At 49.6% G+C, this 15341-nt stretch carries 14 protein-coding genes; 8 read left to right on the forward strand and 6 right to left on the reverse strand.

The genetic code is table 11. The features are described from left to right. Positions 1-94 precede the first annotated feature (94 nt). The 7 genes from ispG to dxs all read left to right on the forward strand — a co-directional run bounded on the left by ispG (position 95) and on the right by dxs (position 8479). The gene (gene ispG, locus FMS18_RS00470; protein WP_163291778.1) at positions 95-1171 is read left to right on the forward strand and encodes a flavodoxin-dependent (E)-4-hydroxy-3-methylbut-2-enyl-diphosphate synthase; all 1077 of its coding nucleotides are present in this window, start codon (positions 95-97) and stop codon (positions 1169-1171) included. Then, a complete protein-coding gene (locus tag FMS18_RS00475) occupies positions 1172-2917 on the forward strand; it encodes a proline--tRNA ligase (protein ID WP_163291779.1) in 1746 nt (581 codons plus the stop codon). Positions 2918-2963: 46 nt separating this feature from the next. Next, positions 2964-4343 (forward strand): exodeoxyribonuclease VII large subunit, encoded by a 1380-nt coding sequence (gene xseA / locus FMS18_RS00480; protein WP_163291780.1) that lies wholly within the window; start codon positions 2964-2966, stop codon positions 4341-4343. A gap of 20 nt (positions 4344-4363) precedes the next feature. Beyond that, positions 4364-5263 carry a M23 family metallopeptidase gene (locus FMS18_RS00485; protein ID WP_163291781.1) on the forward strand — a complete coding sequence of 300 codons (900 nt, stop codon included), beginning with the start codon at positions 4364-4366 and terminating at the stop codon, positions 5261-5263. A gap of 11 nt (positions 5264-5274) precedes the next feature. Next, the gene (locus tag FMS18_RS00490) at positions 5275-5517 is read left to right on the forward strand and encodes an exodeoxyribonuclease VII small subunit (protein WP_163291782.1); all 243 of its coding nucleotides are present in this window, start codon (positions 5275-5277) and stop codon (positions 5515-5517) included. Beyond that, positions 5507-6397, forward strand: coding sequence for a polyprenyl synthetase family protein (locus FMS18_RS00495; RefSeq protein ID WP_163291783.1), 891 nt, complete (start codon positions 5507-5509; stop codon positions 6395-6397). The genes FMS18_RS00490 and FMS18_RS00495 overlap by 11 nt, the downstream gene beginning before the upstream one ends. Positions 6398-6559: 162 nt before the next feature. Continuing rightward, positions 6560-8479 carry a 1-deoxy-D-xylulose-5-phosphate synthase gene (dxs, locus tag FMS18_RS00500; RefSeq protein WP_163291784.1) on the forward strand — a complete coding sequence of 640 codons (1920 nt, stop codon included), beginning with the start codon at positions 6560-6562 and terminating at the stop codon, positions 8477-8479. A 116-nt stretch (positions 8480-8595) separates the two neighbouring features. Here dxs and FMS18_RS00505 read toward each other — a convergent pair whose 3' ends face one another. From FMS18_RS00505 to FMS18_RS00515, 3 genes are all read right to left on the reverse strand, one after another. Next, positions 8596-9111, reverse strand: a complete 516-nt coding sequence (locus FMS18_RS00505) for a hypothetical protein (protein ID WP_163291785.1) — start codon at positions 9109-9111, stop codon at positions 8596-8598. A 168-nt stretch (positions 9112-9279) separates the two neighbouring features. Further along, positions 9280-10962, reverse strand: coding sequence for a long-chain fatty acid--CoA ligase (locus FMS18_RS00510; RefSeq protein ID WP_163291786.1), 1683 nt, complete (start codon positions 10960-10962; stop codon positions 9280-9282). Positions 10963-11152: 190 nt separating this feature from the next. Beyond that, positions 11153-11791 (reverse strand): hypothetical protein, encoded by a 639-nt coding sequence (locus FMS18_RS00515; RefSeq protein WP_203544474.1) that lies wholly within the window; start codon positions 11789-11791, stop codon positions 11153-11155. 228 nt (positions 11792-12019) lie between these two features. Between FMS18_RS00515 and FMS18_RS00520 the strand changes: the two genes are divergently transcribed. Then, positions 12020-12979 (forward strand): chemotaxis protein, encoded by a 960-nt coding sequence (locus FMS18_RS00520; protein ID WP_163291787.1) that lies wholly within the window; start codon positions 12020-12022, stop codon positions 12977-12979. Here FMS18_RS00520 and FMS18_RS00525 read toward each other — a convergent pair. The 3 genes from FMS18_RS00525 to FMS18_RS00535 form a co-directional block, all read right to left on the reverse strand. Beyond that, positions 12976-13758 carry a transporter substrate-binding domain-containing protein gene (locus FMS18_RS00525; protein WP_163291788.1) on the reverse strand — a complete coding sequence of 261 codons (783 nt, stop codon included), beginning with the start codon at positions 13756-13758 and terminating at the stop codon, positions 12976-12978. The two genes, FMS18_RS00520 and FMS18_RS00525, sit on opposite strands and share 4 nt — an antisense overlap. 126 nt (positions 13759-13884) lie before the next feature. After that, positions 13885-14163, reverse strand: a complete 279-nt coding sequence (locus FMS18_RS00530; RefSeq protein WP_163291789.1) for a hypothetical protein — start codon at positions 14161-14163, stop codon at positions 13885-13887. Between the two features lie 18 nt (positions 14164-14181). Further along, the gene (locus FMS18_RS00535; protein ID WP_163291790.1) at positions 14182-15171 is read right to left on the reverse strand and encodes an NAD(P)H-dependent glycerol-3-phosphate dehydrogenase; all 990 of its coding nucleotides are present in this window, start codon (positions 15169-15171) and stop codon (positions 14182-14184) included. Between the last annotated feature and the right edge of the window lie 170 nt (positions 15172-15341).

Consider the following 15341-nt stretch of genomic DNA (forward strand, 5'->3'; position numbering starts at 1 on the left):
CGGAGGCAAGCCTTGGCTCTCAGAGCAATATGTATTATGCTACCGCGCACGTTATTTTTGAATTAGCTGCCAAACTGAATGAATCAGGTGAAAAATGATCAATAGAAAAAAGACCCGTGAGTTGTTCATCGGGGATGTCGGCATTGGTGGAGACAACCCGATCAGGGTCCAGTCCATGTGTAATACCGACACCCGCGACGCCCTTTCCACTCGGGCGCAGATCGATGCTCTGGCCGAGGCCGGATGTGAAATCGTGCGTGTTGCGGTTCCTGACGAAGAAGCTGCTAAAGCACTGCCGCAGATCCGTAAAGGCTCCCCGGTCCCGCTGGTGGCGGACATCCACTTTGATTACCGCCTTGCCCTTGCCGCTATTGATGCCGGAATCGACGCCCTGCGCATCAACCCCGGTAACATTGGCAATGAAAAGCGCGTGGACGCTGTTGTTTCCGCTGCCAAGGCCAATAACATCCCCATCCGTATCGGGGTAAACGGCGGTTCGCTGGATAAATCCCTGCTCGCCAAGTACGGCGGTCCCACCCCGGAAGCAATGGTCGAAAGTGCGCTGGAACATGTGGGCATGCTTGAGAAACGGGGATTTTACAACACCAAGATTTCTCTTAAGTCTTCTTCTGTGCTGAACACCATCGCCGCCTACAAACTTCTTTCCGAAAAAGTGGATTACCCGCAGCACGTGGGCATCACTGAAGCGGGAACACTGGTGCGCGGCGCGGTTAAATCTGCCGTGGGGCTGGGCATCCTGTTCTGGGAAGGGCTGGGCGACACCATGCGTGTTTCCCTGACCCATGATCCGGTGGCGGAAGTGGGCGTTGCATGGGAAATTTTGCGTTCACTGGGACTTCGTGAGCGCGGACCTGAGATTGTTTCCTGCCCCACCTGCGGACGTACTGAAATTGAACTGATTGATCTGGCCCAGAAGGTTGAAGAGAACCTGCGCGGTGTTGAAGATGTCTTTACTGTTGCGGTCATGGGCTGCGTAGTTAACGGTCCCGGAGAAGCTCGCGAGGCCGACATCGGTATTGCCGGGGGCCGCGGACTGGGCATCATTTTCCGTAAAGGCGAAGTCATCCGCAAGGTCAAGGGCGATGAGAATCTGCTACCTGAATTTATGAAAGAAATAGAATTATTCCTGAAAGAAAAGAGAGGACAATAAATGCGTTTAAGCCGTTACTATATTCCCACATTGAAAGAAGATCCTTCCGAAGCGGAAGTGGTTTCCCATAAACTGCTCATGCGTGCGGGTATGATCCGCAAGCTGACCAGCGGTATCTACAACTACCTGCCGCTGGGTCTTAAAGCCGTGAACAAGGTTGCCGCCATTGTGCGTGAAGAAATGAACCGTGCGGGCGCGCTGGAAGTGCTCATGCCCATGGTACAGCCCGGTGATCTCTGGCAGGAAACCGGACGCTGGGATTACTACGGTAAGGAACTCCTGCGCGTGAAAGATCGTCATGGTCGCGACTACTGCCTCGGACCTACACACGAAGAAGTTATTACTGACCTCGTGCGCGGCGAAGTAAAATCCTACAAGCAGCTTCCTCTCAATCTGTATCAGATTCAGAACAAGTTCCGCGATGAAATCCGCCCCCGCTTCGGCCTGATGCGTGGCCGTGAATTCATCATGAAAGATGCATATTCCTTTGATAAGGATGAAGCCGGTGCAGAAGAATCTTATGCGAACATGTTCGAGGCTTACAAAAAAGCTTTTACCCGTATCGGACTGAACTTCCGTCCCGTACAGGCTGATTCCGGTGCCATCGGCGGTGATTTTTCACACGAATTTCATGTGCTGGCCGATACCGGTGAAGACACCATCGCAGTCTGCAAGGATGAAAAATGCGGCTACGCTGCCAACCTTGAAAAAGCAAAGGTTGCTGCTCCTGCCGGTGAATCCATGCTTAATGCTGAGTGTCCGGCTATCGAAGAAGTTGCTACTCCCGGCAAGCATACTGTTGAAGAAGTTTGCGAATTTCTCGGTGTAGGTCAGGATAAGCTGGTCAAGACTATGCTCTTCACCGTTGATGGAGAGCCTGTTGCTGCTCTGGTTCGCGGTGATCGTGAACTCAATGACGTCAAGCTGCGTAACCTCGTTGGCGGTAACGAAATTGAAATGGCAACCGAGGAGCAGGTCAAGGAATGGACCGATGCACCTGTCGGTTTTGCCGGACCTGTGGGAATCAAGGTTGAACGTATCTTCGCCGACCATGAACTGCTTGCCGCCACCGACTGGATTGCCGGAGCAAACAAGGGCGATACCCACATCAAGCACCTTTCCCTTGGTCGCGACTGCAAGATCGAACAGTTCGCCGATCTGCGCGTGATCACCGAAGCTGACCCCTGCCCCGAGTGCGGAGCGGCTATCGAGTTCACCAAAGGGATTGAAGTTGGGCACGTTTTCAAACTCGGTTCCAAGTATTCCAAATCCATGGAAGCTGTCTTTCTTGATGAAAACGGCAAGAGCCAGCCTATGGTTATGGGCTGCTACGGCATCGGTGTTTCCCGTATTGTTGCTTCCGCCATTGAGCAGAACAACGATGAAAACGGTGCCATCTTCCCGCCGACTATCTCTCCTTTTGAGCTTTGCGTAATTTCCCTTGGCGGTAAGGACGCTGCTGTTAATGAAAAAGCAGAAGAACTTTACAATGAGCTTATGGAAATGGGCATTGATGCCGCTTACGATGACCGTAAGGAACGTCCGGGAGTAAAATTTGCTGACGCGGACCTGATCGGTTACCCCATGCAGCTGGTTATCGGCGGCAAAGGACTTAAGAATGGTATTGTGGAAGCCAAGAACCGCAAGACCGGTGAGAAAATTGAACTGCCCCTCGAAGGTTTTACCGAAGCCTTCAAAGCATGGCGCGCCGAGATCTGGCAGTCATGGGGACTTGAATCCAAATAATATAATGTGGTGGTGCTGCAACGCAGCACCACCACATAAATAATATATGAAAATATTTTCTGTAACTGACATTACCCGCGCTGTGAAAGATGTTCTGGAAACGGAATTTCCTTTTATCTGGGTGCGGGGTCAGGTTACGAACTTGGCCCGGCCTGCGTCCGGGCATATTTATTTTACGCTCACTGACGGTGACGCGGGGCTTTCCGTGGTCTGGTTTAAAGGCAACCAGCGTACAGGCAGCGGTGACGGAGAAGAGTCCGTTAATCCTCTGACCGGGGAAATTGAATCCGGCGGGTCGCTGGAACTTGAGGACGGCATGGAAATCCTCGTTGCCGGACATATGAATGTTTATCCCCCGCGCGGAGTGTATCAGCTCGTCGCTGAACTGGTGCAGGAGCAGGGTGTCGGTGATTTAAAACTTGCTTTCGAGGCCATGAAACGCAAACTGGCTGAGAAAGGATATTTTGACGAAGACCGCAAGATGGAAATTCCCCGTTCACCCAAACGGGTGGCGGTGGTTACGGCACCTACCGGTGCGGCTGTACGTGATTTCCTGAAGATTGCTGAAGCACGCGGCACCGGGGCTGAGATTCGGATTTATCCCACACTGGTGCAGGGCGACCTTGCTCCGGGCCAGATTGCACAGGCTCTGGACACTGTTTACGATGACGGCTGGGCCGAAGTTGTTGTGCTCATTCGCGGCGGCGGTTCTCTGGAAGATCTCTGGGCCTTTAACACCGAGCAGGTGGCGGATGCTCTTTTCCGGGCTACTGTCCCGGTGGTCTGCGGGGTAGGGCATGAAGTTGATGTGTCCATTGCCGATTACGTGGCTGATAAGCGGGTGGCGACCCCCAGCCATGCGGCGCAGGAGCTTTGGCCACGGCGCGAGACTCTGATGCAGACTGTGGACGAACTGGACGGTTCGCTTAATCGCAGTTTTGAAATTTTTTTGAATGTGCGTGAGTCACGGCTTGAAACCCTGCAAAAGGGATTGAGTTGGCTTTCTCCCGCACAACGTATCGAACGGTTGCTGACTTCTTTTGATGAGGAAGGGGGGCGACTGAATCGAGCTGCGGATAAATTTGTGAATGCAAAGTCTGATAAGGTTGAAGCTTTGTCACATCGTTTGGCCTTTGTCTTTGGCGAAGAGCGGATTGAACGCATGGAATATGACCTTTCTGGATTGCAAAACAGGTTATCCCGTGCTGCGGATATTTTTTTGAAAGATAAATTGGCTGAATTTGAAAATTCGTCCACCTCATTGCGCATGCTGGACCCGGAAAGTCTGTTGGAGCGTGGCTATTCCCTCGTGACCGTGGAAAAGAACGGTACATTTCTGCGCAGCCCTGATGAAGTTGCAGACGGCGATGCCATCCGGGTGCGGGTAAAATCCGGTGAGGTCCGGGCAAGGGTTACATCTGAATAATTTGTGGAGATTTATACAAAATGAACAGATACAAACAATTTCGCATTGCTTTTCTTACTCTGTTTCTGCTTTTGCTCTGTGCTTCCACTGCGCTGGCTTCAGTCTTTCTGGCCTACCCTAAGAACGTAGGTCTCGGTGAGCCGTTTCTGGTCCGGGTGACTTCGGATAAACCGCTGGAGTCCGTTTCCATCAAGTGGAAGGGCAAAAGCGTGGAGCCTGAAATCCGTACTTGGAAAGGGCGTTCTGTTGCGCTGGCAATGTTCGGCACTGATGTGCTTTCTGACAAAATAGGCCGGGACAAGCTGGTCATAAAAACCGTATCCGAAGGAAAGGAACGTACTTTTGGAAGAACGGTTAAGGTTCGTAAAAAGAAGTATAAAATTCAGCGGTTGACCCTGCCCAAGAAAATGGTCACCCCACCGCAGGAAGTTTACGACAAAATTGCGCAGGACCGTAAAGAGGTGGCGGCAGCCAAGGCTGCCATGAGTCATGACCGTAAGTGGTTTGTTCCGTTTACCCGTCCTACCAAGGGATCTCAGTCCAGCCCTTACGGTGCGCAGCGTATTTTGAACGGTAAGCCTAAGAATCCGCACCGCGGTCTCGATTTCCGGGGTGCCAAAGGAAATGCCATCAAAGCCATGGCGGACGGTAAAGTCGTGCTGGTCGGCAAACATTACTACGCTGGAAACTCCGTTTACATTGACCACGGCAGCGGAGTGGTGACTATGTATTTCCATCTTTCAAGGATAGATGTTAAGGAAGGCGAAATGGTGGAACGGGGCCAGCTTATCGGCGGCATAGGTTCTACCGGAAGGGTAACCGGCCCGCACCTGCACATGAGCCTATCAGTGCAGGGAAAACTGGTGGACCCCAATTATGTAATGCATAAAACAACCGACCAATTGCTCGGAATAAAATAAGATTTTTAAAATTGAAAAAAGATAATAAAACATTTGAAGACCGCTTGGACCGCTTGAAGGCGATAGTGTCCGCCCTTGAAAAGGGCGACCTGCCCCTTGAGGAAGGTGTGGCCCTTTTTAAAGAAGGCCAGTCCCTTTCAAAGGAATGTGCTTCGCAGCTGGAAAAAGCCCGTAATGAAGTGAAAATAGTCACTGACGGCGAAGTGGATGACTTCGACGTTGATACAGAAGAGGATACAGCGGATGACAGTTAAAGAAAAACTCGCGGTACATGCTGCGGAAGTTGAAAAATATCTGGGTGAATGTCTTAAAGATATGGGAATTCCTGAAAATCTTCTGGAATCCATGGACTATAGCCTGCTGGCCGGAGGCAAACGTCTGCGCCCGGTTCTGGTGCTGGTCTGGGCCAAGATGCTGGGCGCAAAAAAAGAGGCGGTAATGCCTTTTGCTGCCAGCCTTGAGATGATTCATACCTATTCGCTTATCCATGACGATCTCCCGGCTATGGACGATGACGATCTGCGTCGCGGTAAGCCTTCAAACCATAAACAGTTTGATGAAGCTACCGCCATTCTCGCCGGAGACGGGTTGCTCACTGAAGCTTTCGGTTTCATGGCTAAGGCTGACGCTCCTGCACAGCACGTGGTTGAGGCCATCGCTCTGATGGCAAAATCCGCAGGCAGTGCGGGCATGGTCGGCGGTCAGGTCGTGGATATGAGCTACACCGGACGCGAAGGCGTGACCCTTGATGAACTCAAAATCATGCATTCCATGAAAACCGGGGCACTTATTCTTTCTGCTTGTAAATCAGGCGCAATTCTGGCTAAAGGTGCAGATGCGTCTGAAGATGATGTTCGAAGAGCGGAAGAGTACGGAAGACTTATCGGCGTGGCATTCCAGATCGTGGACGATGTTCTGGACGTGGTCGGCGATGAAGCTACTCTCGGTAAACCCGTAGGCAGTGACATTGAGCAGGGTAAGTCCACCTACCCCAGTCTGATCGGACTTGAAGAGAGTAAGGAACTTGCCCGTAAATACGTTGACGAGGCTGTTGAATTGCTTTCCCCATATTCAGGTGAAGAAGCCGAGTTCCTCGCAGAACTGGCTCGCTATATAGTGGACCGGGTTTACTAGGATAAATTAGAACCCGTAATGAATTAAATTTTTTATACGTTGCAAAGTTAACAGTGTTAAGTGGTGTGCGCCGGCAGTTGGATTCGAGGGAAGTGGGGAACCAGTTGTGATGCCGCTTAATTGTCATAGTGCTAAGAAACCAGTGGTGAGGTTCTGGGGAATATGAGTAAAAATGATACTTCCTGTGGATGCGGAAAATACGAGCTTCTACAGAAAATAAATAATCCTGCGCAGGTTCAGGAGCTAAGCGATGAGGAACTTACTCAGCTGGCAGAAGAACTGCGTCAGTGTATAATAAATACTGTTTCCGTGGGCGGCGGGCATCTTGCACCTTCCCTCGGAGTAATTGAACTGACTTTGGCTCTGTTCAAGTGTTTTAACCTTGATTATGACCGTCTGGTCTGGGATGTGGGCCATCAGGCTTATGCCCATAAAATTCTGACCGGACGTTACAAGGAATTTCATACTCTGCGCCAGAAGGACGGCATCAGCGGTTTTCCGCGTATGGCGGAAAATAAGTATGATCATTTCGGCGTGGGCCATTCAAGTACTTCCATTTCTGCCGCTCTCGGTATGGCTGTAGCCAGTGACCTTGAAGGCGATAACCGTAACTGTGTTGCAGTTATCGGTGACGGCTCCATGACCGCCGGACAGGCCTTTGAAGGCCTCAATCAGGCCGGGGGTATGAAGCGCAAGATGGTGGTTATTCTCAACGATAACGAGATGTCCATCTCCACCAATGTGGGTGCGCTTTCCGCTTTCCTGAGCCGTAAGCTTTCCCATCCGGTTATGAACCGTTTCAAGAAGGATTTTGAATCCATCCTCAAACAGGTTCCCAAAATCGGTGATGATCTGGCCATGTACGCCAAGCGCGGTGAAGATTCCTTTAAGAGTTTCTTCACTCCGGGTATGCTTTTCGAGTCTCTTGATTTTACCTACCTCGGACCTATTGATGGACATAATCTGAACGAGCTGGTCGATGTTTTGGAGCAGGTCAAGAAGATGGACGGGCCCGTGCTGGTTCATGTGCTGACCAAGAAAGGTAAGGGTTATGCCCCGGCTGAAGACAATCCCACCTATTTTCACGGTGTGGGCAGCTTTGAGCCGGAAACAGGCCGTGCCAAGAAATTCAAGGGCGGTCTGCCTTCCTATACTGAAGTTTTTGGTAAGACTCTCTGTAAGCTGGCGGAAAAGGATGACAAGATTGTTGCCATCACCGCCGCCATGCCGGAAGGGACCGGAACCGACACTTTTCGCGAGCAGTTCCCGGATCGTTTTGTAGATGTGGGTATCTGTGAGCAGCATGCGGTAACCTTTGCCGCCGGGCTTGCTACCTTGGGCTACAAGCCTGCGGTGGCTGTTTATTCCACCTTCATGCAGCGGTCTTATGATCAGGTGGTGCATGATGTCTGTTTGCAGAACCTGAATGTAAATTTTTTCCTTGATCGCGGTGGACTTGTCGGTGCTGACGGGGCTACCCATCACGGTGTATTTGATATGTCCTTCATGCGTCATATCCCCAACCTGATCTTCATGGCACCGAAAGATGAGGCCGAGCTTTCACGCATGGTCAGGACTGCCATTGATTTTGATGGTCCTGCTGCGGTGCGCTATCCGCGCGGCGTGGGTATCGGGGCGATTCTTGAAGAGACACCCAGCACCCTTGAAATCGGTGAAGGTGAGCTTCTGCGTGACGGATTTGACGGGGTTATCATCACTGTCGGTTCAAGGGTCTGGCCTGCCGTAGAAGCGGTGGAAGAAATTGATGAGGAGCACGGGAAGGCTGTTGCTGTATTCAACGCCCGGTTCATCAAGCCGCTTCCGGAAAAAGAAATTCTGGAATTGGCCGGACGGTTCAAGAAAATCCTTATTGTGGAAGAAAATGCCAAGGCTGGCGGATTTAGCTCCGCAGTGGTTGAGCTGTTGGTGGACAATAATGCCATTGACGGGCATGAGATCAAGCGTCTCGGCATCCCCGATGAGTTCATTGAGCACGGTACCCAGCTTGAGCTGCGCAATGAGCTTGGTATTGATACCACAGGTATGAAGGATGCTATGAAAGAAATGCTTGGGTTGGAGTAGTGTCAGCTAATTGGATTTAGTTTTAAATTGAATTAAATAAAAGGGTTAGTCTCACGCGAGACTAACCCTTTTTTAGTAAACTTATTGGCTTAATATAGCTGCTTGAAGATATGAGGTTATATTTTCAGCAAAATCGGCCCATCTTCCGCAGGCAGCCCTTCCGGTGCACTGTCTTTTAGGAAATTTCGTACATCTTCGGCCTGTGCAATTACGCCCTTTTTCAACAGGATCGGTCCGGCTTCCTTCGCTATGAGATTGAAAAGTTTCAAGTAGATTATTGCGTCACCGGAACGGACAGCTTCAGATGTTTTGGCACTGATGTCGCTGCGAAAGCCGCTGATAGGGGTGTCACGGCACATGGCAATACCGCTGATTCCGGGCAGGGCACCGGAAAGGGATACTTCATCACCATCCTTGATTTTGACCCCGTCAATATCATCCACGGGGGAACCGTTCACAAAAATTGCCCGTACCCGTGTTTCTGCATAATCAGGACTGAGCCCGATCTCTTCAACCATGAAGTCGCGAATGCTCATACCCGAAGTTGCATGAATGGTGACTCCTTTTTGCAGCAGGGTGATTGTTCCCGGAATTCCGGTTTGTATCGTCACGGTCTGGAGATTTTTCTGCATGACATTCCTCGCAAAATGATGGGCTGAATTGTGTCTGTGTTGGTATAATTGTCTGTAATTGTTAGTAATGATGCGCTGGAAAACAGTAGCTGTCAAACGTCTAAATCAAAAAGGCCTGTCCGTAGTAATTACGGACAGGCCTTAGTTGCTGGTATAGTTTGAAATAAATTATTTACTTTTCTTTTTTTTGGCTTCTTCTTCACGCAGGGCACGGCGAAGAACTTTACCGACCATGGTTTTGGGCAGGTCGCTGCGGAATTCCACCTGCCGGGGGACTTTGTAGCCAGCCAGCTTTTCGCGGCAGTAGGCTATGATTTCGGCGCGGTCCATGCTTTCGCCTTCCTTGAGCACGATATAGACCTTGATGATCTCGCCACGGGTCTTGTGGGGCAGGCCGACTGTGACGGCTTCCTGAATTTTGGGATGTTTGTAAAGGACTTCATCCACCTCACGTGGGTAGATATTGTAGCCGCTGGAAATGATCATGTCTTTTTTGCGGTCTACTATGTAGAAGTACCCGTCCTCATCCATATAGGCGATGTCTCCGGTGTAGAGCCAACCGTTGCGCAGGGTCCCGGCGGTTTCGTCGGGCTTGTTGTAGTAGCCTTTCATGACCTGCGGTCCGCGGATGACCAGTTCGCCCATCTTTCCGGGGGGAAGCTGCACACTGCCAACTTCCATGTCCACGATGGCGGCGTCAGTGGAGGGAACAGGCATTCCGATTGAACCTGGTTTCTTGGTTCCATTAAGGGGGTTGAGATGGGTCAAAGGTGAGGCTTCGGTGAGGCCGAACCCTTCTACAATGGTTGCCCCGAAAACGTCTTTGAATTGCTTAATTCCTTCTACCGGCATGGGCGAGGAACCGGACAGACAGTATTTAACCGAGGCCACATCATATTTATCCAGTTCCTTTTGTTGGAGTAGGGAAATATACAGGGCCGGGGCTCCGGGGAAAATAGTCGGTTTCAGCTTGTGCATGGTTTTGAGTACATCAAGGGGCACGTAGCGTGGAAATGGGACCATGGTCGCACCCAGCAGGACGGGGAAGTTGAGACAGACAGTCAGTCCGTAGATGTGGAAATAGGGCAGAATGCCCATCACGATTTCTCTTTCGTCTCCTAACTGACTGAGCATGGCGTGGGCTTGCTGCACGTTTGCGCCGAGGTTGGCGTGAGTCAGGTTGCAGCCCTTGGACAGCCCGGTGGTTCCTCCGGTGTATTGCAGCAGGGCGGTATCTTCCGGCCTGATGTTCGGTGCGCTGTAACGTTCCTTGCCCGCCAGCAGGATATCCCACTTGAGGATTGAAGAATCGTTGTAGGGTACTTTGGGAGAACTTTTTTCCCGCATGCATTTTACCTTGTAAAGCATGTTCAGGGGAAATTTAAGAGTGTCGGAAATCTTGGTGACCAGATATTTACGTACCGGGAGTTTGTCGCGAAGCTTTTCCACCTTGGACCAGAGCAGGTCGATGGTGATCAGCATTTTGGCCCCGGAATCACTGAGCTGGTGGACGATCTCAGTTTCCATGTAAAGCGGGTTGGTCAGGGTTACGATAGCCCCGGCCTTGAGGATGGCAAAGTAGGTCATGATCATCTGCGGGGTGTTGGGTAACATGATAGCGACCCGATCACCCGGCTCAATGCCCAGCTTGCGCAGGTTGGCGGCCATGATTTCGACCTGCTGTTGCAGCTTGCCGTAGGTGATTGACCAGTTCTGGAATTCAATGGCCTTGCGTTTTGGCCATTTCTCAGCTGTCAGGTCCAGATATTCAAATAACGGGCGATATACAAAATCAATACTCTTTACTACATCCGAATCATAATGATCCAGCCATGGGCGATTAATCTCCACTCCTTACCTTCCCTTATTTCTTAATTCAACGCATTGAATTTTAATTCTTTCCTGTCTGGAAATGCGGCAGCAGGCCGGAAATATCCGGCAACGGCGCAGATTCCTTATCCCCCCGCATGGGGTCCACTTTCCTTTTAAAGAGGAGCGAGTATATTGATCTGTTTAGATTCTTGCAAGTTTGTATGTGTGCTTATCTGCGGGCAGATCTGGAAAAAAGATCCAGCAGGTAGCTGGTCAGGGCTTGGTTCACTCTCTGCCCGCATTTTGAAAATGGGCAGCCCAGTTCATAGGGCACTTCCATGGGGCGGGGTGTTCCGTGGTAAACGACTGAGTCGCGTCCGGCTTTTGATTCCTTGACCAGAATCTGCATGGTGATGAAGCAACTGTTTGGCCCGCTTCTTATGCGCTGGATTTCCGGGGTCCATTCATTGATCAGTACCGGGTATTCTGCGAAAAAGGGATCTCCGTAGAAACCATCATAGGCAAAGCCCACCCGTTGGGATTCTCCGGTAGCTGCAAGTTTTGGCGAAATAGAGCCTATACGGGCTTCTATTATGTAGTTTGCATTACCGTCAGGAGCATAGCTGTAGCCGATTCCTTCAATGGATTTGATGATATTTTGTTCCATGGGAACGACTCCGGCCTCAACTTTTCGCGGCAGTCCGTTTCCCTTGAGTTCGAAAAGTACAACCTGAACATTAAATGTTCCGGGGGTCGGGTTGAATACTGTTATGGGGACGGCTGGCTTTGTCTCATGGCTGGCACAGCCGCTGAGGAATATGAACATACAGAGACAAAAAAGTTTTACAAGACCGGATTTTTTTAACATAAATACCCCTTGAGTTGCGTACTGGATAATTTGGATCAGTTGTATATCAATACATGTTGCCTAGCAATAACAAGGCACATTAACTGGAGCAGTTTTCCAGAAGTACAAGAATGGGTGTATTTATTTTGAAAAAAAGGGTAATACCTTGAAATGGTCGGAACAGGTATCTAGAATTAAGCCTGTGTGGAGTAGGGCGGAATTAGAGATTGATTTTGAGGGAGCCACCATATGCTGGATAATGAAATACTATTGGATGCCGGGACTAACGAGTTCGAAATTATTGAATTTTTTATCGATGAAGTTGACGGAGGAAATGAAGACCGTGACTATTTCGGTATAAACGTGGCAAAGGTGCTTGAAGTAGTTGAGGCTCCTGACGGGCTGGAAGCAGCTGAAGGCGCACCTCATCCCAGCTATCTGGGCACCATGTCTCTGCGTGATATAATCCTGCCGGTAATTGATCTGGCTGTCTGGCTCGGCATTGAGCGTAAGGAGTCGGAATTCGAACTCATCGTGGTTACCGAAATGAACAATGTCATTACCGGATTCTTGGTTACCGGAGTGACCCAGATTCACCGCATCGGCTGGGGGGATTTGAAAACTCCCAATAAATATATTGCGGACATGGACACTAACTGTATCACCGGTACTGTTCATCTTGAAGACCGCTTTATTCTCATGATCGACCTTGAACGCATTCTGGGTGAGCTTGACCCGGAAATGGCAGAGCGAAGCGATGGTCAGGTTTATACTGCCCCGGAAAAGATGACAGCTGTGCTGGTGGATGATTCCGTTTCCGTGCGGGCATTACTTAATAGGAATTTTGAGTCTTCTAATTTTGAGGTCAAGCTTTATACCAACGGGCAGGAAGCTTGGGAGGCATTACAGGAAATGAATGCCGAAGCCAAGGAAAGTGGCGGTTCAATCAACGATGTGATTGATATTGTTGTTTCTGATATTGAGATGCCCCAGATGGACGGCTACACCCTGACCAAGCACGTTAAGGATCATGCAGATCTTTCCTGTCTGCCGGTTATTCTCTTTTCATCCCTGATTACTAAAGGGCTTTACCACAAAGGCGAGGCTGTCAAAGCGGATGATCAGATAACCAAACCAGAATTTAACGAACTTACCGGGCGGGCCATTGCCTTGATTGAAAAGTACAGGGCTAAGCGGATGTCTGCCTAATGCCCGCGTAATTCATATGGTTTGAATATTACTTTTGCGGGGTCGATGTCGGTTTTTAGGAAATATGAATTGATTGTTTCTGCAATTGTACCGTTAGTAAGCATCTGTTCAATTGTCTGGTTTATCTTTTTGTAATGATTTGATTTTTTTGATCTTCTGGGGTATGCGAAGTATACGTTTACCGTGTCGATTATATAGGGCAGAGAGGTAATTTTATCAGTGAGGCCCTGTTCTGAAATTTTAATTACCGTATCGATATATGTGCCTATGAAAAAATCGGAATATCCCCTGACAAGCCTGTTTATGGCTGTTTGATCATCGGTCACTTCTTTAAATTTTGCTTTTCCAGATTTTGCAAAGGTGTCAAAATACTCGCCGTAACTGCCACCTCTGATTTTATCCCCTCTTTTCCCTTGCAGATCTATGAGTTTTTCAAGTTTAAAAGGCGTACCGGTAAAAATGCGCAGTTCATTGCGTAGTATCGGGGGAGAAAAGAGGAACTTCTCCGCTCTATTCTTGTTCCAGAATATCCCGCATATGATATCAATTTTTCCTTTCTCCAGAGACATTACCGCCCGCTTCCAAGGCATATCCCGGTATTGCAGGGAGTAGCCGTTGGCATGGGCAGCCTTTTCAAGAATTTCGTACATCAGGCCGTATACTCGGCCTGTCTTGTTCTTCATAAGGAAAGGTTTCCAGTGCATCTGCCCGGAAACCACTAAAGGCTGGGCATCAGCTGTTGCCGCTGAACTCAGGTTGATCATGCATAGAGCAAACACAATAATGGTGCTGCTTAAGAGAAGGAATGTGTTTTTTCGAAACATGGATAATTTTTAACACGTTCTGAAATCTTGCGGAAGAAAAAACTCCCCTCCGTTGTGTTAAACGAAGGGGAGTTCTGTTTTTTATTTTTTAACCCAGCCGCGCCTTTTCATGCATTTTTCAAATGTTGTTGTGTAGGCGTAGTTTTCGGAAAACTCGGCTTCATAAGTGGTGGGTTCCGGCGGTGCCCCGTCGGTCTGCGCACCTACCGGAACATTTTGCTGGTTCTGTTTTTCACAGAATTCCCGGTCGCGCTTGAAAATTTCTTTTTCCTTGGCCGGGTCGGCAATGTTCGGGTTGTGCCACGATCCGCATCCCCCGAGTAACAGCAGGGCCGCTGTCAGCAATAGAATTTTCTTCATTCAGGACTCCTTTAAAAATTATTCTGCTTTAAGGTCGCGGGTCATCAGGTCGCGTACCGCTGTTGCAGGATCTTTGTCTTCATATAGAATTTTGTAGACCTGTTCTGTTATGGGCAGTTCTACGCCCAGTTTTCGGGCCAGAAAGTGAACCGATTCGGTTGTTTTAACTCCTTCAGCCACCATACGCATTTTCAGGATTTCATCCAGTTTCAGCCCTTGTCCGAGTTTGAGGCCGACCTGCCTGTTGCGGGAAAGGTCTCCGGTGCAGGTCAACACTAGATCTCCCATGCCGGAAAGGCCCATGAAAGTGGAGGTTTGCGCACCCATGGCTTCACCTAGTCTGCTCATTTCGGCAATACCCCTCGTGATCAGGGCTGCCCGAGTGTTATGCCCGAATTTCAGGCCGTCGGCCATACCTGCGGCAATAGCCATGATGTTTTTTATGGCACCGCCCAGTTCAACTCCCCGGTAATCGGGGTTGGTGTAGATCCGCAAATACGGGGTTGAGAAAATATCCTGTACTTCAGCGGCCAGTTTTTCATTTTCACAGCCGAGCACGATGGAAGTCGGAAGTTCGGCACTTAGTTCATAGGCAAAGGTAGGGCCGGAAAGATGGGCGAATCTGGGATTCAGTCCTTCCAGACTTTCGTGGACCACCTCTGACATAGGTGCACCGGTGTTCAGTTCAATTCCTTTGCTGGCGCAGATGACAGCCGGGTTTTCCGGGAAGAACCGTTTCATGTCAGTCAGAGCACTGCGGAGGAACTGACTGGGAACAACAAGAAGGTAGTAGTCTGCATCCTGCATAACCTGCTCTGCATCGCTGCTGCATTTCAGGTCCGCAGAAAGTTTGAAATCAGGCAGAAATACTGAGTTGTATCCGGTTTTAGTTATTTCTTCGCAAAGTTCTTTTTCGCGGACCCAGAGGTGTGTATCGTGTCCATTTTTAGCAAGTGTGTTTGCAAGGGTAGTGCCCCAAGCTCCGGCTCCGATTACGGCAATTTTCATTTATTATCTCCTTGGAAATTGAATTCAGCGTGAATTTATTATCAAATCCAAGTTACCTCCCGCAGGAAAATTTAGCAACCTGTTCAAAAATGAAAGGGGGTTATCGATAGTGAAAAAGAATATTTGCATGGATGGGGAGTGCCGTATATTCTTTTGTTGTTTTAAGAATT

The organism is Desulfovibrio sp. JC022, assembly GCF_010470665.1.
GTDB lineage: Bacteria > Desulfobacterota > Desulfovibrionia > Desulfovibrionales > Desulfovibrionaceae > Maridesulfovibrio.

Bases quoted from the DNA above. Each gene is read 5' to 3' on its own strand.
- ispG (WP_163291778.1), top strand. From the start codon at position 95: ATGATCAATAGAAAAAAGACCCGTGAGTTGTTCATCGGGGATGTCGGC.
- FMS18_RS00475 (WP_163291779.1), top strand. From the start codon at position 1,172: ATGCGTTTAAGCCGTTACTATATTCCCACATTGAAAGAAGATCCTTCC.
- xseA (WP_163291780.1), top strand. From the start codon at position 2,964: ATGAAAATATTTTCTGTAACTGACATTACCCGCGCTGTGAAAGATGTT.
- FMS18_RS00485 (WP_163291781.1), top strand. From the start codon at position 4,364: ATGAACAGATACAAACAATTTCGCATTGCTTTTCTTACTCTGTTTCTG.
- FMS18_RS00495 (WP_163291783.1), top strand. From the start codon at position 5,507: ATGACAGTTAAAGAAAAACTCGCGGTACATGCTGCGGAAGTTGAAAAA.
- dxs (WP_163291784.1), top strand. From the start codon at position 6,560: ATGAGTAAAAATGATACTTCCTGTGGATGCGGAAAATACGAGCTTCTA.
- FMS18_RS00505 (WP_163291785.1), bottom strand. From the start codon at position 9,111: ATGCAGAAAAATCTCCAGACCGTGACGATACAAACCGGAATTCCGGGA.
- FMS18_RS00515 (WP_203544474.1), bottom strand. From the start codon at position 11,791: ATGTTAAAAAAATCCGGTCTTGTAAAACTTTTTTGTCTCTGTATGTTC.
- FMS18_RS00520 (WP_163291787.1), top strand. From the start codon at position 12,020: ATGCTGGATAATGAAATACTATTGGATGCCGGGACTAACGAGTTCGAA.
- FMS18_RS00530 (WP_163291789.1), bottom strand. From the start codon at position 14,163: ATGAAGAAAATTCTATTGCTGACAGCGGCCCTGCTGTTACTCGGGGGA.
- FMS18_RS00535 (WP_163291790.1), bottom strand. From the start codon at position 15,171: ATGAAAATTGCCGTAATCGGAGCCGGAGCTTGGGGCACTACCCTTGCA.